This window comes from Streptomyces sp. NPDC002669 (assembly GCF_042889165.1).
GTDB lineage: Bacteria > Actinomycetota > Actinomycetes > Streptomycetales > Streptomycetaceae > Streptomyces.
Genome location: NZ_JBIAQQ010000015.1, coordinates 133,544 through 159,312, shown reverse-complemented (window position 1 = coordinate 159,312; position 25,769 = coordinate 133,544). Strand labels below are relative to the sequence as shown.

The window sequence follows — 25,769 nt, the reverse complement described above, 5'->3', positions numbered from 1 at the left end:
ACGCGTCAGGCGCCGGCGGCACCGTTCCTGCGGCGCCGCACGACGAACATCGCGCCCGCGCCGAGCACCACGGCCGCCCCGCCCGCGGTGGCGAACACCGGCAGGGCGGAGGACGAACCGGTCTCCGCGAGGCTGCCGGTCACCCGGCCCGTCCGGTTGTCCGCCGGCTTCGTGGACGGGACCGGGGCACGGCCGCCGGTCTGCGGCGTGGAACCGCTTCCGCCCGCCTCCACGATCTTGAACTTGTACGCCACGTCGGTGACGCCCCGGCAGTCCTTGTCGCCCACGTACAGACCGGCGCCGAGGGTGAAGCCGGAGCCGACCGGGGCGCTCGACCGCACGTTGATGCGCAGCGGGATGTCCACCTCGTAGCCCGCGGGGACCTCGTCGGACTGGCCGACGTAGCCGACCGCGCGGCCGTCCTCGCTGAGCTCCTCCCACGTGCCGGTCTCCGGGTCGAGGGCCTGGAGGCGGACCTGCTTCGAGCGGAAGAGGTCGTTGCCGTCCTCGTCGGAGGCGGCGCCCGCGAAGTAGTCGACGTTCCGCACGGCGGACTTCGAGGAGTTGTAGACGTTCATCTTGAACTTGTGCCAGCCGCTGCCCCGGGCGATCTTCCCGGGCAGGCCGTTGATGGAGGTGTCCAGGTCGGACGTGGCGCACTCGGCCGGCTCCGCCGGGTCCTCGGACTCCGAGGGCGACGGGGAGGCGGAGGCCGAGGCGCTCGCCGAGCCGCTCGGGGTCGCACCGGGCTTCTCGCCCGGGGCCGGGTCGGTGTCCTCGCCGGGTCCGGTCACCTCGCCCTCGCCCGTGCCCTCGCCCTCGCCGGACCCGCCGGGCTCCTCGCCGGTCTCCCCGGCGGGGGCGGAGCTCGACGTCCCGGGGGACGGCTGCCCGTCGGTCTCCGTGGCATCGGAGCCGCTCGGCGAGGGGGAGGCGGTGGTCTCGGTGGTGGTGGTCCCGTCCGTGGTCACGGCGAACGCGACCGGGGCGGCCAGGACCGCGGCGGGGGCGATGACTGCCGTGGCGGCGGCGAACGCCATGGCGCGGCGAAGCTTCATGGTGACCTCGGTGGTGGGGCGTACCGCCGTGAGCGGTACGGGTGCGGGCGGGCCCGCCGTGCCGGGGCACGGGGCGGGCCCGGGGTTTCGCATGGTTGACCCGTGATCCACCGCAATGGTTGTCCGGGCACTCACAGAACCTTTATGTGAACCCAATCACGGCCATGTGTCCCCAATTGCCCCGACGGCCCGCCCCGGGGCCTCTCGCGCGTCGGCGCCGGTACGCGGCCCGGGCGCCGGAACGGACGGGCCGGGCTCCGCGCGGGGCCCGGCCTCGTCCCGGCCCGTTCGGATCACGGACCTCGTGATGGAAGCGGCCGGCCCCGGGCGTCCCCGGAGCCGACCACTCCTGGAGTGACCGGACTGCTGTCCCCTGCCGACCGGTCACACACGCTGGTGCGTGGTCCCACGGCGTGCCTGCGGCACGCCACACGCTCCAGCGGAGCCACGCGTGGTTGCTCTTCTTCCGGAGCCGCCCCTGGCTGGCACGGACATCGGGACCAACGAAGCCGCCGCGAACCCGGTCACGCGCCGTACGGGTGAGAGTCGGCCCGAACTGGGATACGCCGGAGTACCCCGGGCCCGCGGGCTGCCGCGACGGGCCCGGGGACAGGGCCGAAGGCGGCCCGGCGGCGGACGCCCCGGCCGAGGGACGGCGGGCGTCAGGCCCGGCCGCGGCACAGCTCCAGCAGGGTCATGGCGAGCGAGGTGCCGGGCTTGCCGAGGGCGTCCCGGTACTGGCCGAGGATCTCCATCTCGCGGGAGAGGCTGATGCGCCGGCCGCCGGAGGTGATCCGGGCCTCCTGGATGACCGCCGAGACGGCCATCCGTTCCTGGACGAGCCCGATGATCCGGTCGTCGAGGGAGTCGATGCGGGCGCGCGCGTCGGCGATCAGTGCGGCGGCCTCGTCGGTGTGCGCGCCCGTCCGTTCGGCGGCCGACGCCCCGGCCGCGGCCGGGCCCGGGGTCCGGGCGGGAGCGGTGCTGGTGGGAGCGGTGCTGGTGGGAGCGGTGCTGGTCATGGTGGTGACTCCTCGTGGATGTGGTCCCCGAGCCGACCGGTCCGTGAACGCCGAGGCGCCCCGGGCCTTTCGGCCCGGGGCGCCTGGAACGTTGCTCGTCAGTTGATCAAGCAGCACGACCATGGCAGCCGGCGGGCCGGATGCCATAGGTAAAGACGAAGGTCGTGTGCTGACGCATGGCTTCAGTATGGCCCCGCCCGCGCGGACGGACCAACACGGGCCCGGATGGCGAGACGCCCGCCGCCCCGGGCCCACCGTTCCCCGCCGGGCCCGGAGCGCCCGCCGGCCCCGCGGGCATGACCTGAGCATGACGCCGGGTGGCTCGGTGACCCCGGTAGAATCGACAGAACCGACCCCTTTTTCCACCGCCGGAAGGCCGCCCCGTGCCAGCAGCACCCCCCGCCGCCGCCGACAGCACCACCGACGTGGTCCTGGTCGTCGACTTCGGCGCTCAGTACGCCCAGCTCATCGCCCGACGCGTCCGTGAGGCCCGGGTCTACAGCGAGATCGTCCCGTCCACCATGCCGGTGGCCGAGATGCTGGCCAAGAACCCCCGGGCGATCATCCTGTCCGGCGGCCCCTCCTCGGTGTACGCGGAGGGCGCGCCCTCCCTCGACCGCGCGCTGTTCGAGGCCGGGGTGCCGGTCTTCGGCATGTGCTACGGCTTCCAGCTGATGGCCACCACGCTCGGCGGCACGGTCGACGACAACGGTGCCCGCGAGTACGGCCGCACGCCGCTCACGGTCAGCAAGGCCGGCTCCACGCTCTTCGAGGGCACCCCCACCGAGCAGTCGGTCTGGATGTCGCACGGCGACGCCTGCTCCGCCGCCCCCGAGGGCTTCACCGTCACCGCGTCCACCGACGTCGTGCCGGTCGCCGCCTTCGAGAACGACGAGAAGAAGCTCTACGGCGTCCAGTACCACCCCGAGGTCCTGCACTCCACGCACGGCCAGCAGGTCCTGGAGCACTTCCTCTACCGCGGCGCCGGCATCGAGCCGAACTGGACCACGGGCAACGTGATCGAGGAGCAGGTCGAGGCGATCCGCGCCCAGGTCGGCGACAAGCGCGCGATCTGCGGCCTGTCCGGCGGCGTCGACTCCGCCGTGGCCGCCGCCCTGGTCCAGAAGGCGATCGGTTCCCAGCTGACCTGCGTCTACGTCGACCACGGCCTGATGCGCAAGGGCGAGACCGAGCAGGTCGAGAAGGACTTCGTGGCCGCCACCGGCGCCAACCTGAAGGTCGTCGACGCCGGCGAGCGCTTCCTGAAGGCCCTCGCCGGGGTCTCCGACCCGGAGACCAAGCGCAAGATCATCGGCCGCGAGTTCATCCGCGTCTTCGAGCAGGCCCAGCTGGAGATCCTCCAGGAGGACGGCCCCGAGGTCGCGTTCCTCGTGCAGGGCACGCTCTACCCGGACATCGTCGAGTCCGGCGGCGGCACCGGCACCGCCAACATCAAGTCGCACCACAACGTCGGCGGTCTTCCCGACGACATCGAGTTCCAGCTCGTCGAGCCGCTGCGCCAGCTGTTCAAGGACGAGGTCCGGATGGTCGGCCAGGAGCTCGGCCTGCCGGACGAGATCGTCCAGCGCCAGCCGTTCCCCGGCCCCGGCCTGGGCATCCGCATCGTCGGCGAGGTCACCGAGGAGCGGCTCGACCTGCTCCGCGAGGCCGACGCCATCGCCCGCGAGGAGCTGACCGCGGCCGGCCTGGACCGCGACATCTGGCAGTGCCCGGTGGTCCTGCTCGCCGACGTCCGCTCGGTCGGCGTCCAGGGCGACGGCCGCACCTACGGTCACCCGATCGTCCTGCGCCCGGTCTCCTCCGAGGACGCCATGACGGCCGACTGGTCGCGCCTGCCCTACGAGACGCTCGCCAGGATCTCCACCCGCATCACCAACGAGGTCGCCGACGTCAACCGCGTCGTGCTCGACGTGACGAGCAAGCCGCCGGGCACCATCGAGTGGGAGTAATCCCTCCCGCAGGCCAACGCCGATGCCGTCGCCCCTCCGTCCGGGCGGCGGCATCGGCGCGTTCCGCCGCCCGCCTGTACCCGCGATCGACCGGCGGCGACAGGCACCGCCGGCGGGGCGGGCCCTCCGCACCCCTGGTCACTTGCGGCGACCGGCGGTAACTTCCGAGGCCGTACGCCCGGGACCTCCGAGGAGCCGCCATGTCCGAGCCCACGTCCGCCCCCGCCCCCGCGCCCATACCCGTGGACCGGCTCCACTTCGCGATGCCGCCCGTCCACGCGTCCGCGGCCGACGAGCGCGCGCACCGCAAGGAACGGCTGGCCGGGGCATTGCGGCTGTTCGGGGAGTACGGGTACGAGGACGGCGTGTCCGGGCACATCACCGCGCGGGACCCGGAGTACGCCGACTGCTTCTGGGTGAACCCCTTCGGGGTTCCCTTCGAGGGGCTCGCGCCGGACGAACTGATCATGGTCAACGGCGACGGGCAGGTCGTCGAGGGGCGCCACCACGTCAACCAGGCCGCGTTCGCCGTGCACGCCCAGGTGCACCGGGCCCGGCCGGACGTCGTCGCCGTCGCCCACACCCACTCCGTGCACGGGCGGGCCCTGGCCGCGCTCGGTGAACTCGTCGAACCGATCACCCAGGAATCCTGCGCCTTCTACGAGGACCACGTCCTGTACGACGCCTACACCGGGGTCGTCGTCGACGAGGACGAGGGGCGCCGGATCGCCGCCGCGCTCGGCGACCACAAGGCGATCGTGCTGCGCAACCACGGGCTGCTGACCGTGGGCGACTCGGTGGACGCGGCCGCGTGGTGGTTCATCGCGCTGGACCGCTCGTGCCAGGTGCAACTGGCCGCGCGGGCGGCCGGGAAGCCGGTGCTGATCGAACACCGGGACGCGGTCGCCACCCGGGAGCAGCTGGGCAGCGACCTGGTGGCATGGATCAACTACCAGCCCCTGTGGCGCCGGATCAGTCGCACATTCTGACGATACGCGCCGACGGTCCGCCCCGATGCGGCCCGACGCCCCTCCGTGCGGCACAATTCGCAGCAATAACAGTCGAGTTGAATCGACCGGAGTGGGAAAGGGCGGCGTTCTCCGTGGCGTTGGACGAGGCGAGTGCGGGCAGCACGCACACGGGCGGCTGCACGTGCGGTGGCTGCCCGCACGGGGCGCGCGAGGGACATCGGCGTGCGGTGGCCGCCTTCCTGGCCAGACGGGACGAGTTCGCCGCGGGCCAGGGACTGCCGTCCGGGGTCGCCCACTCCGCGTCCGCGACCCGCCAGTGGGTCTCCGACGAGCTGACCCAGTCCGCCAGGACCGTCGCCGAACGGGGCCGGGAGGCGGGCGAAGCCTGGCTGTACCGGGTGTGGCGGCGCACCCTGATCGCGGTGTGGGGCGGCGTCGTCCTGCTGGTCGTCGGCGAGGCCGTCACCGCCGTCGGCGCGGGCTGGACCAACGCCCGTACGGCGGGACTGATCGCCGGACTCGTCACCGCCGGGCTGCTCACCGGCGCCGCCCACGTCCACCGCGCCCGCGGCGGCCTCCTCGCCCCCGTGATCGGCGAGGACAACCGGCTCTCCACCTCCCGGGCGGTCGCCGCCTCCTGGGTGCTGCTCGCGGTCTTCTCCGTGCTCGTGCTGGCGCTCCAGCTGGCGGGCGCCTCCGACCACGCCGAGCGGGACGAACTGATCGAGGGGCTCGACCTGGCCAGGGGCGCCGGGGTGGTGACGGTACTGGCGCTGGTGTGCGCCGTCGCCGTGGTCGTGCGCCGGGTGGTGACCGTACGGACCCTGGCCGGCCGGCTCCAGAAGCTGCGGGCCGTCCGGCCGCGCGCCGCCGACCTGCTCACCGACGACTCCGGACGGGGCAGCTTCACGGACGTTCAGTACGTGCTGGTGAGCACCGTCGCCGTGCTGTTCGCCGCGGTTCGGCTGGCCCGCAGGCCCGAGCAGCTGCCCGACCTGCCCTGGGGGCTGGCGCTGCTGGTCACCGTCTCGGCGCTCGCGTACTTCGCCGGGAAGTACGCGGAGGGCGGCCGTCCGGTGATCCTCTCGGTGGTACGGGCCCGCGAGGCCGGGGACCTGGACGCATCGGTGCGCACCGGCGACGACATCGAGATCCGCGGCGCGGGCTTCGTGCCGCCGGGTGCCGGGACGCCGGACCGGCTGGCCCGGCTGGTCGTCCGGATAGGGCGGGTCCACGTGCACGTACCGCTGATCCCGGTCACCGGCGGCTTCGCCAACCCGACGGACGGCGTCCTCACCGTGCCGGTGCCCGTCGAGGTCGAACCGGGGGTGGTGGAGGTGCAGGTCGTGACCGCCGCCGGGGTGGAGACGAACCGGGTCGAGATCGACGTGACGGACTGACCCCGCCCCCGCCCTCCGCCACCCGGCCGCCGGTCGGAGGCCCCCACCGGGTGACCGGCGTGCGCGCCGCGTACGTATCGTCTGATGGCGGGGACGACGAGAGGCGAGGTGGCCACACATGCGGGATCACGGCTTGTACGTACGGGGTACGGGCGGCCCGAACGGATTGAACGGATCGCACGGGATCGGGGAACTGGCGCGGCGCCACGCCCTGCTGCCGCTGCGGATCTTCCTCGGCGTCACCTTCGTCTACGCCGGGCTCGACAAGCTGACGGACAGCGCGTTCTTCCACGCGAGCGGCCCGGGCTCCCTCGGCGAGACCCTGCACGCGGTGCGCGACTCGTCCGCGATCCCGGCCCTGGTCGACCTCGCGCTGAAGAGCCCCGGCGGTTTCGGCTACGCCATCGCTGTCGGCGAACTCCTCGTCGGCCTCGGCACCCTCCTCGGCCTGTGGACCCGGATCGCCGCGCTCGGCGGGGCACTGATCTCGCTGAGCCTGTGGCTGACCGTCAGCTGGCAGGTCGAGCCGTACTACCTGGGCAACGACCTGGCCTATCTCATGGCCTGGCTGCCACTGCTCCTGGCCGGGGCCCCCACGTTCTCGGCGGATGCCCTGCTCAGGGGACGCAGGCGGGGAAGTTTCCGTTAGCCCGGCGTCGGGCCGGCATCAGGACCCGAGAGGGGCGGGCTCACCCCAGGGACGGAGCTTTACCCGACAACGCGAATATTGGCGCGGTCGCATAGACGCTGCTCACGGCCCCCTCGTACCGTCGTGCCAGACGCCCCAACAGGGGCCAACCGAAGGGGAGTTCAAGTGGCACGCGAGGAGCTACAGCGACTGACCGGGAACGGCAACGGCACGTGTGGCAAGGACGACTGCCCGAACGTCTACCGCACCGCGTCAGGCTCGTTCGTCGTCCAGGGGGACGTGTCCACGGCCTTCCGGCCGCCCGAGGGGGAAGGGCTCGTTGAGATCCCCGAAGAGGTCCTGAAGGAGGCAATCCGTGCTCTTGGATGGTGACAACTGGGCAGCAAAGTTCCGGGAGTTCAAGCATGAAGCCTGGCGACTGGAGACGCTGCCGCAGTACCTCATGCCCCAGGAGGCCGAGGAGTTGGAAGGGTTCCGCTCAGGGGCCCGTATCGACCCTCAGACGGTCTCGAACGAGTACACCGACCGCCTACGTCGACAGGCAGCCGAGGGGCGCCCACAGGGGCGCGTGCACGTCGTGACTCGCCCGCTGACCGAGTATCTGCGGTTTGAGTTCAGCCAGTACTACGCCCCTCACGCGCTGGTCGGTGAACAGATTCGCATTCTTGATGTGACCGACCGGGAAAACCCGCTCGCTGGAGTTCAGGATTTCTGGATGTTCGATCAAGCCGAAGTGGTCCTGATGAACTACCAGCCGGATGGTAGACAGATCAGCCGTGAGCTATTCGAGGGTGATGTGACCCCGTTCATCGAATATCAGCGAATCGCGGTAGCTGAGTCAGTCCCCTTCGAGGAGTACGTGAAGGGCCTTGACCTTTGAACCCGAACGGCTAGGTCAGTCCAGGTCAGACCTAGCGGAAGCAATGCGCACGCTGCGGAAGCGGGCTGGGAAAACTCAAACCTGGCTCGCCCGCCGCTGCACCATGTCTCAAACCAAGATCAGCAATATCGAGAGCGGGAAGCTAACCCCCGCTCTAGTCGACGTTGAATTAATATTGGAAGCACTCGGCGCCGAGGGGCCAGAGGTCGAAGAACTCCTGTCCCTTGCTCGTACCGCAAACACTGAGTGGCAAGATCACTGGTCATCCCGTCGCAGGGGTCTGGACAAGAAACAGAACGAGCTAGCACGGCTCGAATCGTCCTCCACTGAGTTCCGGTATTTCATGCTCTCAGCGATCACAGGATTGCTTGCCACACCTGAATACGTTCGTGCCAGCATTGCTGATGTTCCCGGCGACCAGTCCAAGACAGTGGCCAGGAAGGTAGAACGCCAAAGCGTTCTGCATGACGAATCCAAGTTGTTTACGTTCATCCTCACAGAGCAGGCCGTTAGGTGGCCTTTCCTACCCCCAGTCGGCATGGCTATGCAGCTCGATTGGCTGGCCTCTGTCTCCAGGATTCCGAACGTACGAATCGGTGTGATTCCGATGAGAGGTCACATCCCGGAAATGCCGCTGAACACCTTCACGGTCTACGACCGGCGACTAGCCACGGTGGAGACAGGTACCGGGGCCTTGATCCTCAGAGACCACCGTGACGTGAATGCTTACCGCGAGGACTTTGATCGGTACTCGACCTACGCCAAGTTCGGGGATGAGTGCCGGGAACTCCTGTCCGGCTGGTCAGAGGTATTTACCCGACAACGCGAATATTGATCGAGACTTCCCAGAAACGATGGGACATTGGGTTCCGACGAAGTCGGAAAGGTAGAACCCATGACCGAACCCACCCGGTACTCGACTCCCCCCATCGATCTCCCCCTGGACCCCTGGCTCCTGGAAGGCGTGCCGGTCAGCGGCTGCAAGGCGTGCATGGCACTGGCCCGGGAACGCAAAGCCGCACTCGGCCGAGGAGATATGCAACTGGCCTACGAGACTTCTCGCGAAATCCGGAGCCCTCCCCACAGGGGCCAGCAGTGACCCGTTCCATCATCAGATTTGTGAAGCACACCATCCGGCACGTCGAGGAGAGCGGCCGGCTGTTTGAACTCTTCTGCTCGACGCCTGGTTGCGATGCCGGCAGCGGTCCGCATTTCGATCAGGAAGCAGCCCAGGACTGGGCCCTTGCCCACACCGGCAGGAACCCGGAGCACACCATGTTCCGGTGGCAGGTGATCGACCACGCGAGAGTGACCGGGGAAGACTGAAGAGGGCCGGGGCCCCTCCCGGCCCTCTCGTACCCATTGCCTATTCCACGGCCCGGCCGCTGCTCGTGCCGGCCGGGGCCCCCACGTTCTCGGCGGACGCCCTCCTCGCGTCGCGGCGGCGGCGGATCATGTAGTTCACCCAGGTCACGGTGGCGGCCAGCCAGAGGCCGCCGAAGAACAGCGGGAAGAAGAAGGTCCAGGAGGCGTTCCAGGAGCCCGCGGCATCCGCCGCGTACCCCGCGGCCAGGGCGAGCACGACCACGCCCGTCACCGCACGTCCCGGACGGAACTCATGACGCAGCACGGGTGACCTCCACCTGTCCGATGCCGACTTCGAGAGTGAGCTCGACCGTGCCGGCCGGCTTGCTGCCCGGGGCCGGGGGCAGCGTCCGGTGCTCGTTCCGCGACGGCCTGATGTCCACGTCGACCGGCTGTTCGGCCGGGGTGTCGGCGGGGCGGCCGCCCGGCAGCGTGATGTCCCCGAGGGACGCCCGCGCGGCCACCTCCACCGTCACCTCCTTCGGTACGACGACGACCACGCGGCCGGCCCCGACGTCCACCTTCGTGGTGACGGTGTCGCCCCGGGGGACCGTGATCCCGGTGAGGTCCAGCCGGGCCACCCCGGTGCCCAGGTGGTAGTCGGACCGGACGGCGGCCGCCGAGGCCGGGCGCCAGCCCTCGCGCACCCACTGCGTGGAGATCTCCTTGGGCAGCGCGGAGGCGCCCGCCAGCAGCACGGCCGTGATCACCGCCAGCATGACCGTGCCGAACCCGGTCCGGCCGAGGAACGAGCTGACCAGCATGCCGAGTCCGAACACCGCGAGCGCGGCGGCCAGGCCGAACTGCAGACTCGTGCCGAGCGGCTGCGAGTCCCAGCTCAGCCTCGTGCCCAGACCGCCCGCGATCAGCGCGAACAGGAACACGAGACCGCCGATCGGGGCCGGCCCCCGGGTGCCGGGCGTCCGCCGGGGCACCTGGAACGGATTGTCCGGGTTCCCCCACGCGGGACGGGCCGACCGGCACGGCTTGCCCGGTGCGCCCTGTCCGTCCGGCCGGTCCGAGGGCAGCGCGTCGTCCGGGCCCCACAGATAGCCCGGGCCCACCGGCCCCGTCGTGCCGTCCTTGACGATCGGGTCGCGCCACCACGACGGGCTGCCCGGCGACGGCGGCGCCTTCACCTCGGGGGGCGCGTCGGCCACCGCCTGCGCCGCCGGGTGCAGCGGGTCCGCGGGCGCCACCGTCCTGCGCTGCTGCGTCCACACGGCGAAGCCCACGACCGCGAGCGAGAGCATCGCGGAGAACGCCAGCGTTCCGCCGTTGTTCAGCATGGAGAGGAACAGCCCGCAGCCGATCAGCGCGAGGAGCACCGCGATCAGCGACGCGCCGTCCACCCGGCCGGACAGCAGCCGCCGCGCCTCGTTCTCCTCCTCGCCGTCCGCGGGGATCAGCAGCCAGGCGAAGCCGTAGAAGATCAGCCCGATGCCGCCGGTCACCGACAGCACGCCGAGCACGATCCGGAAGATGACCGGATCGACGTCGCAGTAGCGGCCGAGTCCGCCGCACACCCCGGCCACGACCTTGTGCCGAGGGCTGCGGCGCAGTTGCGGCGCCGGTTCGGGGGGCTGGGCGACACCGGGGGCGGTGTCCTGGGGAACGGTCATGGCTCCATGGTGACGGGCCGGACGCCGGTCCGGGACCCGCCCCGACCCTGGCCGATCCCTGATATTGGCCCCGAGCCCCTCGGGGGACCCGGGACCTCGAAGGCCCCGGGGACCCGGCAGTCCGGCACCCCGGGCCCCGGCCCGGCCGGAACCGGAACCGGAACCCGAGGCTTCCCGCCGCTCCCCGGCGCGGGGCTCTCAGGGTCGAGTGGGGGACCGACCCTGATGCCATCACCCGCGCGGGCATGTGACGATCGGTGCATGCCAGCCGCCACGACCCGAGCCCCGGGCTCCCGCACCGCCGACCCGGACGAGCCGCCGCTGCGGCGGTTGTACCGCAGCGCGGACGGACGGATGCTCGGCGGTGTCGCGCGCGGCCTCGCCGGGCACATAGGGCTGCCGGTCGTCTGGGTGCGGTTCGTCTTCCTCGGCCTGTTCTTCGCGGACGGCCTCGGCGCGCTGCTCTACGCCGTGTTCTGGATCGTCGTCCCGCTCGGCGTCGGCGGCGTCGAGCCGCCGCGCTCGCTCTTCGAGACCGCCCCGGACGGCACCCGTCGGCTCCGCAAACCCGACAAGGGCCAGGTCTTCGCCCTGATCGCGCTGTTCATCGGCGCCATGATCTTCGTCGGCAACGTCGACATGGGCAGCAAGGCCAACCGCTACATCTGGCCGACGCTGCTGATCGGCGCCGGGTCCGTACTGGTGTGGCGGCAGGCCGACAACGCCCGGCGCGCCCGCTGGATGGAGGTCGGCAGCCGCCGCCGGGTCCTGCACCTGGCCCGGGGCTTCGCCGGGGTCGCCCTGGTCGGCCTCGGACTGGCCGTCTTCATGGTGGTGCGCGGCTCCGCCGCCCAGCTCGGCAACGTGCTGACCGCCGCGATCGCCGTGCTCACCGGCATCGCGCTGCTGGCCGGCCCCTACCTCGTGCGCATGACCCAGGACCTGTCCGAGGAGCGCACCATGCGCATCAGGGCCCAGGAACGCGCCGAGGTGGCCGCCCACGTCCACGACTCGGTGCTGCACACCCTCACCCTGATCCAGCGCAACGCGGAGGACGCCGGTGAGGTCCGCAGGCTCGCCCGCGCCCAGGAACGCGAACTGCGCAACTGGCTGTACAACCCCGAGGGCACGGGCAAGGACGAGGACGACGAACCCGAGACCCTCGCCGAGGCCGTCAAGCGCGCCGCCGCCGAGGTCGAGGACAAGCACGGCGTCCCGCTGGAGGTGGTCGTCGTCGGCGACTGCCCGCTGGACGAGAAGCTGGGCGCACAGATGCAGGCCGCGCGCGAGGCGATGGTCAACGCCGCCAAGTACGGTGGCGAGGGCGGCGCCGTGCAGGTGTACGCGGAGGTCGAGGGCCGTACGGTCTTCGTGTCGGTGCGCGACCGGGGGCCGGGGTTCGACCTGGACTCCGTACCGGGGGACAGAATGGGCGTACGAGAATCGATCATCGGCCGGATGCAGCGCAACGGCGGCACGGCACGGCTGCGTTCGGTGCCCGACGGGGGCACGGAAGTCGAGCTGGAGATGGAGAGGGCGAGCGATGACCAGGACCACTGAACCGGGCGGGGACCCGGAGCGCCGGGTACGGGTCGTGCTCGTCGACGACCATCGGATGTTCCGCACCGGCGTCCAGGCCGAGATCGGCCGCACCGAGGAGACCGGCGTCGAGGTCGTCGGCGAGGCCGCGGACGTCGACCAGGCCGTCACCGTCATCACGGCGACGCGCCCCGAGGTCGTCCTCCTCGACGTGCACCTGCCCGGGGGCGGCGGCGTCGAGGTGCTGCGCCGCTGCGCCCCGCTGATGGGCGCGGCGGAGAACCCGGTGCGGTTCCTGGCGCTGTCCGTCTCGGACGCCGCCGAGGACGTCATCGGCGTCATCCGGGGCGGCGCCCGCGGCTACGTCACCAAGACCATCACCGGCACCGACCTGATCGACTCGGTCTTCCGGGTCCAGGAGGGCGACGCGGTGTTCTCGCCCCGGCTGGCCGGCTTCGTCCTCGACGCCTTCGCCTCCACGGACGCGCCGCCGGTCGACGAGGACCTGGACCGGCTGACCCAGCGCGAGCGCGAGGTGCTGCGGCTGATCGCCCGCGGCTACGCGTACAAGGAGATCGCCAAGCAGCTGTTCATCTCGGTGAAGACGGTCGAGTCGCACGTCTCGGCGGTGCTGCGCAAGCTCCAGCTGTCGAACCGGCACGAGCTGACCCGGTGGGCGACGGCCCGACGGCTGGTCTGAGCCGCCGGGCCGCAAGCCCCGGCAGGAAGGCCCGTCAGGCCGCCGGGTCGAGCGAGATGTTCAGCTTCTCGCCGATCCGGCGGTAGCCGATGCCCGCGTAGATCCGCTCGACGTCGGCGTCGCCCGGCTCCAGCCAGACCACCCGGCAGCCGCGCTCGAAGGCGGTCGCGGTGAGGTGGGCGGAGAGCGCGGCGCCGATGCCCCGGCGCCGGAACGCGTCGGCGACGGCGAGCCCGGCCAGTTCGGTGAGGCCGTCCACGGGGACCGAGCAGCCGCCCGCGCCCGCGGGCGTGCCGCCGACGGTGGCGAGGGCCGCGACCCCGCCGCCCCCGACCGCCGTGCGCAGCCACCGTTCCGTGCCGTCCTCGGGCTCGCCGGTCCCGCCGTACCCGTGGTGCTGGACGAGCGCGGCGGCGGCGAACTCCGCGTCGGTGGCCGGTTCGCCGATCACGAGGTCCGCCACCGGCTTCGGCGTCAGCAGCCCGTCCGGGGCGCAGGCCATGATCGGGGCCCGGTTCTCCACGGTGAACCCGGCAGCGAGCAGCGCGGGTTCGACCGCGGGCGCCCAGCCGGGCAGGAACTCCAGCCGCGGCAGCCGGTCGTGCTCGCGGAACACCGCGATCAGGGCGTCGAGTTCCCCGGGCGTGGGTTCGGCGTCCTGGTCGGGTATGGCGTAATTGGCGTACTTGATGGACCAGTCGGGGTTGTACCGCACGGTGAACGGGCCGACCCGGAGGTGGTCGGGGGAGCGCAGGGCGAGGGTGCGGGCATGGGTCTGGACATCGATGTCCATGGGCATGTGTGGGTGTCCTCGGGCCGGTTGGTCGGTGGCGGGTCGCCCCCGACGGCGGGCCGACCCGGTGCTGGTCCGACCCGGGCGCGGCCGCCCGACGGCGCCCGCTCCGGATCGGAATCGGGGGGAGCCTATGCCACGCGTGTCGCCCCGGCGAAGGGCATCTGGTCGATCGGCGCGATCCGGACCGTCGACCCGGTGCGCGGCGCGTGGATCATCTGCCCGTTGCCGATGTACAGCCCGACGTGGCTGATCCCGGAGTAGAAGAACACCAGGTCGCCCGGGGCGAGTTGGGAACGCGGGATGCGTTGCCCGGAGTTGATCTGGGTGTACGTGGTCCGGGGGAGGGAGACCCCGGCGGAGCGCCAGGCGGCCTGGGTGAGCCCGGAGCAGTCGAACGAGGAGGGGCCGGTCGAGCCCCAGACGTACGGCTTGCCGATCGCTCCGTAGGCGAACGCGACGGCTGCGGCGGCACGGGCGTTCGGGGCCCGGACGGGGCCGCGCGCGACGGTCCGGCCGGCCCGGGCCGCGGTGTCCGTACCGCCGGACCCGCCGTGGCCGGACTCCTCGTACGCGGCGCGCTCCGGCGGGGTCAGCCGGGCGAGGAGCCGCTGCGCGTCGGCCAGCTTGGTCCTGATCGTGGCCCGCTGCTTCTTCAGCTCGGCCTGGCGGGCGGCCAGCACGGTCAGCTTCTTGTCGGCCCGCGAGCGCACTTCGGCGATCCGGGCGACCTGCTTGCGGACCCGGTCGATCGCGGCGGCCCGGCGGTCGCCGACCCGGTCCACGAACGCCGCGCGCTCCAGGTACTGGTCGGGGTCGGAGGAGAGCGCCAGCTGCACGGACGGGCTGATGCCGCCGGCGCGGTACTGCGCGGCGGCGTACGCGCCCAGTTCGTCGCGCGCGGTGTTGAGGCGCTCGGTCCGGCGGGCGGCCTCGTCGCGCAGGGCGTTCAGGGCCTCGGTCGCGGCGGTCGCCTTCTCCTTCGCGCCGTTGTACTTCTCGGTGGCGACCTCCGCGTCGTGGTACAGCCGGTCCACCTCGGCCTTGACCTGGGCGGGGGTGAGGTCGGGGTCGGCGTGCGCCGACCCCGGCAGCACGACGGCGGTGGCGGCCCCGGTGAGGGCGAGACCGGCCGCGGTGCGGGCAGCAGAGCCGGAGAACGGGCGCTGCTTGGGTTTTCGATGCGCTGCCACGAGGGCGTGCGTCCTTCCTGATGACTGCCCGTCGGGGACTACCGACGGGCCCACCGGCGAACCGGCGACGGGCGCCACGGGGGAGCGGCCCGCCGCCGGACCGCCCGGCGGGGCGACCGGTGCGCCGTCCGGGGACGGAGCGGCGATGGAGCCGGTCACCTGGTCAGGGACGCTAGACCCGGGGCACGGGCAGGAGTCGTAATGACGCTTATTGCCCGAATTTGGCGTGGCGTTGTCGTTGAGTGATCGAGGAAATTGCACCAGAGCGAGGCATTGGGTACAGACACGAGTGAAGCGGCCGGGAAGTCGCACCTGCCTGCGGGGCGGTGATATGGGCGGGGTTAGGCTGCGGCCTCATGGACGTACTCATTCATGTCTTCGTCGCCCTGCACGTCATCGGCATCGCCTCGCTGCTGGGTGGTTTCCTGACCCAGATGAAGGCGATGGGTGCGGGCACGGCCCGGTTCGTACCGGCGATGCTGCACGGTGCGCTGACCATGCTGGTCACCGGTGTCGCGCTGGTCGGGCTGAACGAGGCCGACGGCGGCCACGTGAACAACATCAAGATCGGGATCAAGACGCTGATCCTGGTCGTCATCCTCGCGCTCGTCTACGTCAAGCGGGACGAGGAGACGGTCGACAAGGGCGTCTTCGCGGCGGTCGGCGGCCTGACGCTCGCCAACATCTTCATCGCCACGCTCTGGACCTGAGCCCGCCTCCCGGGCCCCGTGCCGGCCCGAGGTCTGCCCGATCGCCTGTTCGCCCGCTGCCGGCCCCGGCCCGGCCGCCGACCCGCCGCGCGAGGCGGGGCAGCGGCCGGGCCGGGGTGCCGGCCGGGCCCGGAGCGGCGAGCCCGGCCGACGCGGTCGTCACGCCGGGCGCACGCTGCCGTAGATCGGCATGTAGTAGATCGACTCCTCGCGCACGTTCGCCCCGGGCTTCGGCGCGTGGATCATCATCCCGTCGCCCTTGTAGATGCCGACGTGGCTGATGTCGTCGTAGAAGAAGACGAGGTCGCCCGGCCGCAGGTCCGCCGTGGCGACCCGGGTGCCGACCTTCACCTGGTCCCAGGTGGTGCGCGGCAGGTCGACGCCCGCCGCCTTCCACGCGGCCTGGGTGAGCCCGGAGCAGTCGTACGAGTCCGGGCCGGTCGCGCCCCAGACGTACGGCTTGCCGATCTGGGCCCGGGCGAAGGCGAGCACCTTGTCCGTCCTGGTGGCGTCGCTGTCCGAGCCGGTACCGGTGCCCGTACCGCTGCCGGAGCCCGCCTCCTTCGCGGCCTCCTCGGCCCTGCGGTCCGCCTCCGCCTTGGCGGCGGCCTGCTGCTTCGCCAGTTCCTCGGCCTTGCGCCTGGCCTCCGCCTCCTTCTTCCGCTCCAGCGCCGCGAGCCGCGCCTTCTCCTCGGCGGTCAGCTTCGACAACAGCGTGCGCGCCTCGCCCAGCTTCTTCTGGACGTTCTGCTTGCTGGTGCGCAGCGTGGCCTGGGTCGTCGTCAGGGTCTCCAGGCTCCGTACCGCCTCGGAGCGCTTCTTCGCCACCCTGGCCTGCTGGGTCTGGAAGTCGGTGACCGCCTTCTGCTGCCGACCGGTCATCCGGTCCAGCAGCCGGCTCTGGTCGAAGTACGCCTGCGGGTCGTCGGCCAGGAAGAAGGTGGCGGTCGGCGCGATGGAGCCGTTGCGGTACTGCGCGGCGGCGTAGGCGCCGAGCGTCCGGCGCGCCTCGTTGAGCTTGTCGGCGCGCTCGGCCACGTCGTCCAGCAGGCCCCGGACCTTGGCGCGCTGGGCGGTGGAGGCCTCCTTGGCCAGGTTGTACTTCTGGGTCGCGGTGCCCGCCTGCCGGTAGAGGTCGTCGACCTTCTTCTGGACGTCCTCGATGCCGGGCTTCGGGTCGGGCGCGGCCGTGGCGCTCTGCGTGGAGAGCAGGGTCACGGACGCCAGCGCCGCCGTGGTGAGTCCGACGGCCGGTGCGTTGCTGAACGTCCGGGGGCGCGGTTTGCGGTGCGATGCCAAGTCGGGCATCTCCTTCCGTGGACCGCCTGCCGGGTTAGCTGTCGGGTTCGGGCGGAACGGAAGGCTGCCCTACGGTCCGTTCAGTGGGGGATGAGGACCGATTCACCCCGGTCTTGCCTGTTGGGTCCCCGGCTCCGAACGCCCGCGAGGGCAGCCCGGATTCGGCGCGGGCTCCCGCTCGGCGTGGTTCGCCGCAAAGGGGGTACGGGCTGCCCGGTCGAGCACGCTAGCCAACCGGTGTGCCGCTGGGAAGGTCGATGTTCGATATGCCCGATACATTTTCGTGACCTGGGTGGCGGGGGCGGCCGGGGGACCGGAACCCCTCACGTGGTGTGCGCGCCCGCTCCCCGTGCGTGTCCGCCGGGAGCGGTTCGGCAAGGGCCCGTCGGGTGTCCGCGCGGCGGCTTAGACTCGACAAGCGATGAGCAGCCTCTTTGACGACAGTTTCCTGGCCGGCCTCCAGCACTCGGAGGAAGAGCCCCCGCCGCCCCCCGAGGACACCGCACCCGAAGAGGTGCCGGAGGGGCTCTTCGGGGACGTGTTCGACGGGCCGCCGCCCAGGGACGCGTACTACCGCGACGGCGCCCCCCGCCCGGTCATCGACCCGGCGGCGCTCCTCGACGGGCTGAACACCGAACAGCGCGCCGCCGTCGTGCACGCGGGCGCCCCGCTGCTCATCGTCGCCGGGGCCGGTTCCGGGAAGACCCGGGTGCTGACCCACCGGATCGCCCACCTCCTGGCCGAGCGCGGGGTGCACCCCGGCCAGATCCTGGCGATCACCTTCACCAACAAGGCCGCCGGCGAGATGAAGGAGCGCGTCGAGCAGCTCGTCGGACCGCGCGCCAACGCCATGTGGGTCATGACCTTCCACAGCGCGTGCGTGCGCATCCTGCGCCGCGAGTCGAAGAAGCTCGGCTTCACCTCGTCGTTCTCGATCTACGACGCGGCCGACTCCAAGCGACTGATGGCCCTGGTCTGCCGCGACCTCGACCTGGACCCGAAGCGCTTCCCGCCGAAGTCGTTCACGGCCAAGGTCTCCAACCTGAAGAACGAGCTGATCGACGAGGAGACCTTCGCCGGCCAGGCCGCCGACGGCTTCGAGAAGACGCTCGCCCAGGCGTACACGATGTACCAGTCCCGGCTGCGCGAGGCCAACGCGCTGGACTTCGACGACATCATCATGACGACGGTCCACCTGCTCCAGGCGTTCCCCGACGTCGCCGAGCACTACCGCCGCCGCTTCCGGCACGTCCTGGTCGACGAGTACCAGGACACCAACCACGCCCAGTACACCCTCGTGCGGGAGCTGGTCGGGCCGGCGGGCGAGGGCGACGCCCCGGCCGAGCTGTGCGTCGTGGGTGACGCGGACCAGTCGATCTACGCCTTCCGCGGCGCGACCATCCGCAACATCCTCCAGTTCGAGGAGGACTACCCGGACGCGACCACGATCCTCCTGGAGCAGAACTACCGCTCCACGCAGACGATCCTGTCCGCCGCCAACGCGGTCATCGAACGCAACGAGAGCCGCCGCCCCAAGAACCTGTGGACGAACGCCGGCACGGGCGCCCGGATCACCGGCTACGTCGCCGACACCGAGCACGACGAGGCGCAGTTCGTCGCGGACGAGATCGACCGGCTCACCGACGCGGGCGACGCCAAGGCCGGTGACGTCGCGATCTTCTACCGGACGAACGCCCAGTCCCGTGTCTTCGAGGAGATCTTCATCCGCGTCGGGCTGCCCTACAAGGTCGTCGGCGGCGTGCGCTTCTACGAGCGCAAGGAGGTCCGGGACATCCTGGCCTACCTGCGCGTCCTCGCCAATCCGGAGGACACCGTCCCGCTGCGCCGCATCCTCAACGTGCCCAAGCGCGGCATCGGCGACCGGGCCGAGGCGATGATCGACGCCCTGTCCCTGCGGGAGCGGATCACCTTCCCGCAGGCGCTGCGCCGGGTCGACGAGGCGTACGGCATGGCGGCCCGGTCGGCCAACGCCGTCAAGCGGTTCAACACGCTGATGGAGGAGCTGCGCACGATCGTCGAGTCCGGCGCGGGCCCCGCGGTGGTCCTGGAGGCCGTCCTGGAACGCACGGGCTACCTGGCCGAACTCCAGGCGTCCACCGACCCGCAGGACGAGACCCGGATCGAGAACCTCCAGGAACTCGCCTCGGTGGCCCTCGAATTCGAGCAGGAGCGCGCGGCGGCGGCCGGGGACGGCACGGAGGAGGGCACCCCCGCGGCCACCACCGGTACGGGCACGCTCGCCGAGTTCCTGGAGAAGGTGGCCCTCGTCGCCGACTCCGACCAGATCCCCGACGAGGACGAGGACGGCTCCGGCGTCATCACGCTCATGACGCTGCACACCGCGAAGGGCCTCGAATTCCCGGTGGTCTTCCTGACCGGCCTGGAGGACGGCGTGTTCCCGCACATGCGGGCACTGGGCCAGACGAAGGAGCTGGAGGAGGAGCGGCGGCTCGCCTACGTCGGCATCACCCGGGCCCGCGAGCGGCTCTACCTGACCCGGGCGGCGATGCGCAGCGCGTGGGGGCAGCCCTCGTACAACCCGCCGTCGCGGTTCCTGGAGGAGATCCCGGACCAGCACCTGGAGTGGAAGCGGACCGGGCCGATGGCGGCCCCGGCCGGGCCGACGACGGGGATCACCTCGTCGCTGTCCGCCTCCCGCGCGCGCTCCGGCCCCTCGGGCTTCGCCACCCGGCGGGCCTCGGACAGCAAGCCGACGGTCACGCTGGCAGTCGGGGACCGGGTCACGCACGACCAGTTCGGCCTCGGCACGGTGACGGCGGTCGAGGGCGTCGGCGACCAGGCGAAGGCCACGGTCGACTTCGGGGACGACCGGCCGAAGAAGCTGCTGCTGCGGTACGCCCCGGTCGAGAAGCTGTAGTTCCGGCCCCGTACGCATGGTTCTGCCCGCCACACCGTCGGTGTGGCGGGCAGAACCATGCGTGTCCGTGTTCCGGGCGGCGGGCCCGGGGCCGTCGGCTCAGGTCGGGTCGACGCCGTGGCTGCGGAGCCAGGGCAGCGGGTCGATCGCCGCGCCGCCGCCGGGACGCACCTCGAAGTGCAGGTGCGGGCCGGTCGAGTTCCCGGAGTCGCCGGAGTACGCGATGACGTCGCCGGCCTTGACCGGGCCCGAGCGGATCTTGGTGCTGCTGAGGTGGCAGTACCAGGTCTCGGTGCCGTCGGCCGCGGTGACGATGGCCATGTTCCCGTAGGCGCTGTTCAGCTGGGTGCGCACGGTGCCGTCCGTCGCGGCCATCACCGGCGTGCCCTGGAGGACGGGGAAGTCGATGCCGGTGTGCCGGGACATCCAGTTGACGCCCGACTGGCCGAAGTACGCGCTGAGGGTGTGCTGGGCGACCGGCATGACGAACTTGGGCCGCAGCGCCTCCTTGCGGGCGGCCTCCTCCTCGCGCTTCTTCTTCTCGGCGGCCTGCCGCTCCCGCAGGTCGATGCGTTCCTGGGTGCGGCTGGCGCGGTCGGCGAAGTTCTCGGCGTCGGCGCTGAGGTTGGCGAGCTGGGTGTCCAGCTTGTTGTTGGCCACGCCCGGCTTGACGGTTCCGGCGTCGGGCGCCGCCATCGTGGTCTTGCCGTCGTCCTTCTTGTCGTCGCCGCCCAGTCCGCCGACGGAGGCGGCCGCGATGCCGGCCACGCTCATCACACAGGCGGAGGGAATGGCGACGGTGAGGAGCGCGGAACGCTTCGCGGGGGAACGCCGCCTGCGGCTGCTGCCGCCGTTGCCGCGGGCCGAGGTGCGGCCGATCGGCCGGTGCGAGTCGTTCGCCGGGGCGGGCAGGTCCGCGTCCAGGACCGGGAAGTCGCGGGTCAGGGCGTCGTGGATCGAGGGGCCCCGGTCGGCGTCGCCGTCGGCGCCGTGGTTTGTACCGGCCGTGTGCCCGGCGTCGTGCCCGGGCCCGTCGGTGCGGTAGGGGTCGTACGGGTCGTAGGAGCCCTCACCGGTGTAGAACTCGTACGGCTCGTGCGCCGCGTGGGTCTCCTGGACCCCGTACGCGTCGTGCGTCGCCGGAGCCTCGTGCAACACCTGTTCGGCCTGCACGGTCTGCACGGTCTGCGCGGACTGTGTCGTCTGCTGTTCGTGCTCGGGCGTGGCGCCGGTGTTCCAGGCCGTGGCGTCGTACACGCCGGAGTCGTACGCGGCCGTGTCGGTCGCCGCCCACTGGTTGCCCGGCTGCCAGCCGCCGGTGTCCCACTGGCCCGTGGCGTCCGGGGAGCCGCCCTGGGCCGGGACGCCCATGAAACCGGAGGTGTCGGTGAGCACGGTCGCGGTCGTGCCGTAGTCGGCGGCGGGCGTCCAGGTGGCTGTGGTCGAGTACGTCGGCGCCGCCTCGTACTGCTGCTGGGGCTGTGCCGCGTACGTGTCGTACCCGTCGTACGAGGTGGTCGGGTGCGCGCCCGTGTCCCACCGGGTGGAGTCGTACTGGCCGCTGTGCCCCATCTGTCCGGCGCCGTAACCGTTGCCGTAGGCGCCGTCGTGGCCGTCGGGGAGCGAACCGAAGAGGGGGTCGGTGTGGAAGCTGCCGGTGGCATCGCTGTCGTACCCGGCATACCCGGCGTGGGGGTGCTGGTCGTTCACCAACTTCTCTCTCGCCTCGGCAGCAGAACCTGTGGGCCCGGGTTCCGGTGGGGGGATCCCAGGGGGGAGCAGTGGCCGCGACTGTACCCGGCGGTATGCGACGCCGACAATCTTCGGCAGGCCCTGACGGCTCAGGAAACGGGCAATCGGCCGCCTTTCGGCGGGCCGAACACACAGCCTTGGCTCTATGTTCGAAACTTGTTCTATTTGCGGGGTGTCCGCGGACGCGGTATGGGCGCACGGAGCGGGGTGTCCGGGGCGTTCGGGGGCCGGAGCGCCAGGGGTGTCCGGGGCTTCCGGGGGCTCGGGCCGGATCAGGCCGCCGAGACGGTTCCGCCGGTTCCCCCGGCCTCCGCAGGGCCTTCGGGCCCTGCGGGATCTTCGGTTCCGCCCGTCGGCTCACCGGATTCCAGCGCCTGCCGGACCGCGGCGACGACCGACGGGTGCACCGGCAGCGCGAGATGGCCGATTCCGGTGACCCGTACGTTCAGTGCGTCGAGGTCCGGATGGTCGATGCGGGCCGCCTCGGTCGGGACGACCACCCGGTCCAGCTCGCTCCAGAAGCTCACGAACCGGGTGCGGCAGCCGGGCGCGGGCCTGCGCAGCTCCTCGATCGGGGCGGAATCCGTGCGCATCTGCCGCACGATGGGGTGGGCGCTCGCCAACGGGGCGACGGCGGTGCCCTGGTGCGGGGTGCCCAGGGTGACCAGGGTGCGGACCCGCTGGTCACCGCCCAGTCGCTGCACGTAGTAGCGGGCGATCAGGCCGCCGAGGCTGTGCCCGACGATGTCGACCTCGTGGTGCCCGGTGCGGGCGCAGATCTCCTCGACGTGCCGCCCGAGCAGCTCGGCCGCCGTACGGATGTCGCAGGTCAGCGGCGAGTAGTTGAGCGACTCCAGATGGTGCCAGCCGTGCCGGGAGAGGGAGCGGCGCAGCAGGACGAAGACCGAGCGGTTGTCGACGAAGCCGTGCAGCAGCACGACGGGCGGCCGCTCGTCGCCCTCGACGGGGAGGGCGGAGTCCCCGGCCGGGGTGGTGGGCTCCACGGGGACGGCGGGCGGGGGAACGGCGGGGGAGCCCGGGAGGGTACGTGGCCCGGCGGAGCCCGCCCGGCCTGCGGAGCCCGTGCGGTCTGCGCGGTCTGTGGAGTCTGCGCGGTCTGTGGGGGCTGAGGGGGCTGAGTGATCCGTGGGGTTCGTGGGACCTGTGAGGTCTGGGGGATCTGTGAGGACTGTGGGGTCCGATGCGGCGTGGCGCTCTCCGGTGATGCCGGTGGGGTAGAGCAGTACGTGTCCGGCGAGGACCACCAGTTCCAGCGCTTCGGCCTTCAGCAGGGCGGGCGACGGCCGGGTGCGGACCGGGTACGGCAGGCTCAGCAGTGCGGGAAGGAAAGGCGGGACCTTCATGGCCGACCTCCTTGCTCCGGCATCCGGGGGCGGCCGCCGCGGCCCGGATGCCCTCATGGGGTTCCGGGGCGAGGCCGCGGGCGGCCGGACCGGCCGGCCGGGGATCGGCCCCGGCGCGCGTACCCCGCTCACCGGCGGTGGCCGAGGGACGGCCGACGGGCCGGACGGGCGGGGGCGGCCGTACCACCGTGCCGCGCGGCTGGCGGCGCGGTGGTACGGCTACCTCGTAGCGGCTCCCCTGGCGGCCGGTCCCGCACGGCAGACCTGCCGTCTCCCGGGGCACCGGCGCCCGGTGAACATGTCCCAGGTGTGATTTCCCCCTCCCCGTCCACCGCGAAACGACGGCTTGCGGGATGCTGTAGATAACGTTCGTTCACATCCCCGGCCCTTCAGGCACGGGAGACGCATGTGGAGGCAGTGATGGGTGTGACCGGTCCGATCCGTGTGGTGGTGGCGAAGCCGGGCCTGGACGGCCATGATCGCGGCGCCAAGGTGATCGCGCGGGCCCTGCGCGACGCAGGGATGGAGGTCATCTACACCGGGCTCCACCAGACGCCCGAGCAGATCGTGGACACCGCGATCCAGGAGGACGCCGACGCGATCGGCCTCTCGATCCTCTCCGGTGCGCACAACACGCTCTTCGCCAAGGTGATCGAGCTGCTGAAGGAGCGCGAGGCGGAGGACATCAAGGTCTTCGGCGGCGGCATCATCCCGGAGGCGGACATCCCCCCGCTGAAGGAACAGGGCGTCGCGGAGATCTTCACCCCGGGTGCCACGACGGTCTCGATCGTCGAATGGGTCAACGCGAACGTGCGCCACCCCGCCGAGGCCTGACCGCCCCGCCTTTTCCTCTCCCTCCCGGTCCCTTCCGGCGGCCACGTGGCGGCGGGCCACTTCTCCCGGCCCGCCCGCCCGGCTCCGTCCCAGGAGTTCCCCGTGCCGCTCCCGGGCCCCGTCAGTCCGGTATCGATGCCGGCGCAGACGAGGGTGCCGGTGCCGGTATCAGTTCCCGTTCCATCGCCGCGCGCAGCCGCAGCGTGGAGACCAGCCGCTGGAACGCCTCCGACCAGTAGCCGTTCGCTCCCGGCGAGGCGTCCTCCGGTTCGTCCGGGGTGGTGGTGAGGACCTCCAGGCGGTCGGCCTCGGCCGGGTTCAGACAGCGTTCGGCGAGTCCCATCACACCGCTGAAGCTCCACGGGTAACTGCCCGCGTCCCGGGCGATGTCCAGGGCGTCGACCACCGCGCGGCCGAGGGGTTCGGCCCAGGGGGTCGGGCAGACCCCCAGCAGCTGGAACGCCTCGGACAGGCCGTGCGCGGCGACGAAGTCGGCCACCCACGCGGCCCGTTCGGGCGCGGGGAGCACCGAGAGGAGCTTCGAGCGCTCGGCGAGCGAGGCCGTGCCGGGGCCGTTCGACGGCGGGACGGAGGGGGCGCCGAGCAGTGCGCGGGCCCACTGCGGGTCCCGCTGCCGCACCGCCGCCCGGCACCACGCCGCGTGCAGTTCCTCGCCCCAGCCGTCGGACACCGGAAGGCCCACGATCTCGCGCGCGTCGCGGCCGCCGAACCGCGCCGTCCAGGTCGGGAGCGGGGTCGCCTCCACCAACTGGCCTAGCCACCACGACCGTTCGCCCCGGCCGGACGGCGGCACCGCCACCACGCCGTCGCGCTCCATCGAGGCGTCGCACTCGTGCGGCGCCTCCACGGCGACCGAGGCGTCGTCGCCGGTGAGGTCCGGGCCCACGCACGACAGCGCGCGGGCCGCCATCCGGCCGGCGAGCGCCGACTCCGGCAGCGCGGAGAGGAGTTCGGCGGCCGTGGCACGGACGTTGCGGCTGCGGTCGGAGAGGGCCTGTTCCAGGAAGGGTTCGTCGGCCGCGGAGAGTCCGGAGCGCAGCGAGTCGAGGAACATCAGCCGGTCCTCGGCGCGTTCGGTGGACCACGTGGACGCGAGCAGCGCGAGCGCCTCGGCGGGGTCGTGTTCCCGGACGGCCCCGAGCAGGGCGACCCGCTCCGCGAACAGCCCCTCCTCCCACAGCCGGGCGACCCCCTCCGGGTCCGTCACGTCGGGCAGCGAGGAACCGCCCGACGAGCCGCGCAGCGCGAACTTCCATTCGGGGTTCAGCCCGGCCAGCCACAGCCCGCGCGGCCCGGCGAAGGCCAGGGCCTGCGGCCGCAGATCGGTACGGGCCCGGGCCGCGTCCAGCAGGGCCGGGAGCAGCGGGGCCGGGGCCCGGAAGCCGTACCGGTTGGCGACGGCCAGCCACTGCGGGATCAGCTCGGTGAGGTCGGGGGCCGTGCCGCGCCGGCCGCCGGAGCCGCCCGGCGCCGACCGGTCCGCGAGCAACTGGGCGAGCCTGCGCCGCGCGGCCGGCGGCAGCGGCGGCCGGGGGTCGGAGGGCGCGGGGGCGGGGCGGGCCGCCGGGGTCGCGGGCAGCAGCCCCGCCCGGCGGCGCACGGTGTGCAGCGCCGCCGTGTCCAGCAGACCGGTCGGCCCGTCGGCCCCCGCCGGGCGTCGGTCGGTGCCCAGGAGCGCCGTGGTGACGAGCTCTTCCCAGGCCGCGGGTGTGATCGTGCGAGGCATGT

The 25,769-nt window shown here is 72.1% G+C and carries 23 protein-coding genes and 1 riboswitch; of the genes, 13 read left to right on the top strand and 10 right to left on the bottom strand.

Translation table 11 applies throughout. The features are described 5' to 3' along the window. Window positions 1–5: 5 nt before the first annotated feature. Both ACFYW1_RS22740 and ACFYW1_RS22735 read right to left on the bottom strand, forming a co-directional pair. Entirely contained in the window at window positions 6–1,058 is a 1,053-nt protein-coding gene (locus ACFYW1_RS22740; RefSeq protein WP_388995971.1) for an LAETG motif-containing sortase-dependent surface protein, read from the bottom strand. 662 nt (window positions 1,059–1,720) lie between these two features. Next, window positions 1,721–2,080, bottom strand: coding sequence for a chorismate mutase (locus tag ACFYW1_RS22735; RefSeq protein ID WP_388995968.1), 360 nt, complete (start codon window positions 2,078–2,080; stop codon window positions 1,721–1,723). A 383-nt stretch (window positions 2,081–2,463) separates the two neighbouring features. Between ACFYW1_RS22735 and guaA the strand changes: the two genes are divergently transcribed. From guaA to ACFYW1_RS22695, 8 genes are all read left to right on the top strand, one after another. Continuing rightward, complete coding sequence (gene guaA, locus ACFYW1_RS22730; RefSeq protein ID WP_388995965.1) at window positions 2,464–4,050, top strand: glutamine-hydrolyzing GMP synthase; 1,587 nt, start codon at window positions 2,464–2,466, stop codon at window positions 4,048–4,050. A 200-nt stretch (window positions 4,051–4,250) separates the two neighbouring features. Next, complete coding sequence (locus ACFYW1_RS22725) at window positions 4,251–5,039, top strand: class II aldolase/adducin family protein (RefSeq protein ID WP_388995962.1); 789 nt, start codon at window positions 4,251–4,253, stop codon at window positions 5,037–5,039. Between the two features lie 113 nt (window positions 5,040–5,152). Next, window positions 5,153–6,421, top strand: coding sequence for a hypothetical protein (locus ACFYW1_RS22720; protein WP_388995959.1), 1,269 nt, complete (start codon window positions 5,153–5,155; stop codon window positions 6,419–6,421). 118 nt (window positions 6,422–6,539) lie between these two features. Continuing rightward, entirely contained in the window at window positions 6,540–7,070 is a 531-nt protein-coding gene (locus ACFYW1_RS22715; protein WP_388995956.1) for a DoxX family membrane protein, read from the top strand. A 165-nt stretch (window positions 7,071–7,235) separates the two neighbouring features. Continuing rightward, complete coding sequence (locus tag ACFYW1_RS22710; RefSeq protein WP_388995953.1) at window positions 7,236–7,442, top strand: hypothetical protein; 207 nt, start codon at window positions 7,236–7,238, stop codon at window positions 7,440–7,442. Further along, window positions 7,426–7,950: a DUF6879 family protein gene (locus tag ACFYW1_RS22705; RefSeq protein ID WP_388995950.1), complete on the top strand. Its 525-nt coding sequence runs from the start codon at window positions 7,426–7,428 to the stop codon at window positions 7,948–7,950. Before ACFYW1_RS22710 ends, ACFYW1_RS22705 begins: the two co-directional genes overlap by 17 nt. Beyond that, window positions 7,940–8,785, top strand: coding sequence for a helix-turn-helix domain-containing protein (locus ACFYW1_RS22700; protein WP_388995947.1), 846 nt, complete (start codon window positions 7,940–7,942; stop codon window positions 8,783–8,785). The genes ACFYW1_RS22705 and ACFYW1_RS22700 overlap by 11 nt, the downstream gene beginning before the upstream one ends. Window positions 8,786–9,069: 284 nt before the next feature. Next, window positions 9,070–9,276 carry a hypothetical protein gene (locus ACFYW1_RS22695; protein ID WP_388995944.1) on the top strand — a complete coding sequence of 69 codons (207 nt, stop codon included), beginning with the start codon at window positions 9,070–9,072 and terminating at the stop codon, window positions 9,274–9,276. 40 nt (window positions 9,277–9,316) lie between these two features. On the opposite strand, the gene ACFYW1_RS22690 is transcribed toward ACFYW1_RS22695, so the two are convergent. Together ACFYW1_RS22690 and ACFYW1_RS22685 are read right to left on the bottom strand one after the other, a co-directional pair. Continuing rightward, the gene (locus ACFYW1_RS22690) at window positions 9,317–9,580 is read right to left on the bottom strand and encodes a hypothetical protein (RefSeq protein WP_388995941.1); all 264 of its coding nucleotides are present in this window, start codon (window positions 9,578–9,580) and stop codon (window positions 9,317–9,319) included. Continuing rightward, window positions 9,567–10,937, bottom strand: coding sequence for a PspC domain-containing protein (locus tag ACFYW1_RS22685; protein WP_388995938.1), 1,371 nt, complete (start codon window positions 10,935–10,937; stop codon window positions 9,567–9,569). Before ACFYW1_RS22685 ends, ACFYW1_RS22690 begins: the two co-directional genes overlap by 14 nt. Window positions 10,938–11,198: 261 nt before the next feature. Here ACFYW1_RS22685 and ACFYW1_RS22680 point away from each other — a divergent pair, with 261 nt between their 5' ends. Continuing rightward, window positions 11,199–12,497, top strand: a complete 1,299-nt coding sequence (locus ACFYW1_RS22680; protein ID WP_388995935.1) for a PspC domain-containing protein — start codon at window positions 11,199–11,201, stop codon at window positions 12,495–12,497. Further along, window positions 12,481–13,176, top strand: a complete 696-nt coding sequence (locus tag ACFYW1_RS22675) for a response regulator transcription factor (RefSeq protein WP_148838773.1) — start codon at window positions 12,481–12,483, stop codon at window positions 13,174–13,176. Before ACFYW1_RS22680 ends, ACFYW1_RS22675 begins: the two co-directional genes overlap by 17 nt. Before the next feature lie 34 nt (window positions 13,177–13,210). Here the strand turns inward: ACFYW1_RS22675 and ACFYW1_RS22670 are convergent, their stop codons facing one another. Further along, window positions 13,211–13,975: a GNAT family N-acetyltransferase gene (locus ACFYW1_RS22670; RefSeq protein ID WP_388995931.1), complete on the bottom strand. Its 765-nt coding sequence runs from the start codon at window positions 13,973–13,975 to the stop codon at window positions 13,211–13,213. A gap of 125 nt (window positions 13,976–14,100) precedes the next feature. Beyond that, window positions 14,101–15,162, bottom strand: coding sequence for an NlpC/P60 family protein (locus ACFYW1_RS22665; protein ID WP_388995928.1), 1,062 nt, complete (start codon window positions 15,160–15,162; stop codon window positions 14,101–14,103). 356 nt (window positions 15,163–15,518) lie between these two features. Here ACFYW1_RS22665 and ACFYW1_RS22660 point away from each other — a divergent pair, with 356 nt between their 5' ends. Further along, window positions 15,519–15,872, top strand: a complete 354-nt coding sequence (locus ACFYW1_RS22660; protein WP_388995925.1) for a hypothetical protein — start codon at window positions 15,519–15,521, stop codon at window positions 15,870–15,872. A 159-nt stretch (window positions 15,873–16,031) separates the two neighbouring features. On the opposite strand, the gene ACFYW1_RS22655 is transcribed toward ACFYW1_RS22660, so the two are convergent. Beyond that, entirely contained in the window at window positions 16,032–17,180 is a 1,149-nt protein-coding gene (locus tag ACFYW1_RS22655; RefSeq protein ID WP_388995922.1) for an NlpC/P60 family protein, read from the bottom strand. After that, window positions 17,179–17,348: riboswitch (cyclic di-AMP (ydaO/yuaA leader) on the bottom strand. (Overlaps the previous gene by 2 nt.) A 244-nt stretch (window positions 17,349–17,592) precedes the next feature. Here ACFYW1_RS22655 and pcrA point away from each other — a divergent pair. Then, window positions 17,593–20,070, top strand: a complete 2,478-nt coding sequence (gene pcrA / locus ACFYW1_RS22650) for a DNA helicase PcrA (RefSeq protein ID WP_388995919.1) — start codon at window positions 17,593–17,595, stop codon at window positions 20,068–20,070. Window positions 20,071–20,169: 99 nt separating this feature from the next. Here pcrA and ACFYW1_RS22645 read toward each other — a convergent pair whose 3' ends face one another. Both ACFYW1_RS22645 and ACFYW1_RS22640 read right to left on the bottom strand, forming a co-directional pair. Beyond that, window positions 20,170–21,780 (bottom strand): M23 family metallopeptidase, encoded by a 1,611-nt coding sequence (locus ACFYW1_RS22645; RefSeq protein ID WP_388995916.1) that lies wholly within the window; start codon window positions 21,778–21,780, stop codon window positions 20,170–20,172. Window positions 21,781–22,094: 314 nt separating this feature from the next. Continuing rightward, the gene (locus ACFYW1_RS22640) at window positions 22,095–23,186 is read right to left on the bottom strand and encodes an esterase/lipase family protein (protein ID WP_388995913.1); all 1,092 of its coding nucleotides are present in this window, start codon (window positions 23,184–23,186) and stop codon (window positions 22,095–22,097) included. A gap of 420 nt (window positions 23,187–23,606) precedes the next feature. Here ACFYW1_RS22640 and ACFYW1_RS22635 point away from each other — a divergent pair, with 420 nt between their 5' ends. Beyond that, window positions 23,607–24,020: a cobalamin B12-binding domain-containing protein gene (locus tag ACFYW1_RS22635; RefSeq protein WP_148838781.1), complete on the top strand. Its 414-nt coding sequence runs from the start codon at window positions 23,607–23,609 to the stop codon at window positions 24,018–24,020. Window positions 24,021–24,141: 121 nt separating this feature from the next. Here the strand turns inward: ACFYW1_RS22635 and ACFYW1_RS22630 are convergent, their stop codons facing one another. Continuing rightward, window positions 24,142–25,767, bottom strand: coding sequence for a DUF5691 domain-containing protein (locus ACFYW1_RS22630; protein WP_388995909.1), 1,626 nt, complete (start codon window positions 25,765–25,767; stop codon window positions 24,142–24,144). Window positions 25,768–25,769 lie beyond the last annotated feature (2 nt).

What these genes read in the sequence shown, in the direction of transcription:
- ACFYW1_RS22740 (WP_388995971.1), bottom strand. Translation starts at nt 1,058, where the DNA reads ATGAAGCTTCGCCGCGCCATGGCGTTCGCCGCCGCCACGGCAGTCATC.
- ACFYW1_RS22735 (WP_388995968.1), bottom strand. Translation starts at nt 2,080, where the DNA reads ATGACCAGCACCGCTCCCACCAGCACCGCTCCCACCAGCACCGCTCCC.
- ACFYW1_RS22725 (WP_388995962.1), top strand. Translation starts at nt 4,251, where the DNA reads ATGTCCGAGCCCACGTCCGCCCCCGCCCCCGCGCCCATACCCGTGGAC.
- ACFYW1_RS22715 (WP_388995956.1), top strand. Translation starts at nt 6,540, where the DNA reads ATGCGGGATCACGGCTTGTACGTACGGGGTACGGGCGGCCCGAACGGA.
- ACFYW1_RS22685 (WP_388995938.1), bottom strand. Translation starts at nt 10,937, where the DNA reads ATGACCGTTCCCCAGGACACCGCCCCCGGTGTCGCCCAGCCCCCCGAA.
- ACFYW1_RS22680 (WP_388995935.1), top strand. Translation starts at nt 11,199, where the DNA reads ATGCCAGCCGCCACGACCCGAGCCCCGGGCTCCCGCACCGCCGACCCG.
- ACFYW1_RS22675 (WP_148838773.1), top strand. Translation starts at nt 12,481, where the DNA reads ATGACCAGGACCACTGAACCGGGCGGGGACCCGGAGCGCCGGGTACGG.
- ACFYW1_RS22670 (WP_388995931.1), bottom strand. Translation starts at nt 13,975, where the DNA reads ATGCCCATGGACATCGATGTCCAGACCCATGCCCGCACCCTCGCCCTG.
- ACFYW1_RS22660 (WP_388995925.1), top strand. Translation starts at nt 15,519, where the DNA reads ATGGACGTACTCATTCATGTCTTCGTCGCCCTGCACGTCATCGGCATC.
- ACFYW1_RS22655 (WP_388995922.1), bottom strand. Translation starts at nt 17,180, where the DNA reads ATGCCCGACTTGGCATCGCACCGCAAACCGCGCCCCCGGACGTTCAGC.
- pcrA (WP_388995919.1), top strand. Translation starts at nt 17,593, where the DNA reads ATGAGCAGCCTCTTTGACGACAGTTTCCTGGCCGGCCTCCAGCACTCG.
- ACFYW1_RS22640 (WP_388995913.1), bottom strand. Translation starts at nt 23,186, where the DNA reads ATGAAGGTCCCGCCTTTCCTTCCCGCACTGCTGAGCCTGCCGTACCCG.
- ACFYW1_RS22635 (WP_148838781.1), top strand. Translation starts at nt 23,607, where the DNA reads ATGGGTGTGACCGGTCCGATCCGTGTGGTGGTGGCGAAGCCGGGCCTG.
- ACFYW1_RS22630 (WP_388995909.1), bottom strand. Translation starts at nt 25,767, where the DNA reads ATGCCTCGCACGATCACACCCGCGGCCTGGGAAGAGCTCGTCACCACG.